We start from the raw sequence: 239 nt of genomic DNA on the forward strand, positions 1-239 counted from the left end.
CGATCAGCTGCACCATTTCATCGCCGATGGTGTCTGGGACGCATCACCACTGGAATCTGAGCTGCTCAGCCAGGCGGACCGACTTGTCGGCGGCAAGGATGCGGTGCTGGTCATTGATGACACCTCACTGCCGAAGAAGGGCGAACGCTCGGTTGGTGTTGCGGCTCAATACGCGTCGGCTCTCGGCAAAACGGCAAATTGCCAAACGATGGTGTCTTTGACGCTTGCGCGCGGCGAAG

1 protein-coding gene is annotated in these 239 nt (G+C 59.4%); it reads left to right on the forward strand.

The window, feature by feature from the left end; all coding sequences use genetic code 11:
- Nucleotides 1-239, forward strand: a 239-nt coding sequence (locus FNJ47_RS55745; RefSeq protein ID WP_163163822.1) for a transposase, incomplete at both ends; no start/stop codon positions are given.

The sequence above is a fragment of the Bradyrhizobium uaiense genome (assembly GCF_010811875.1).
GTDB classification, from domain to species: Bacteria; Pseudomonadota; Alphaproteobacteria; order Rhizobiales; family Xanthobacteraceae; genus Bradyrhizobium; species Bradyrhizobium uaiense.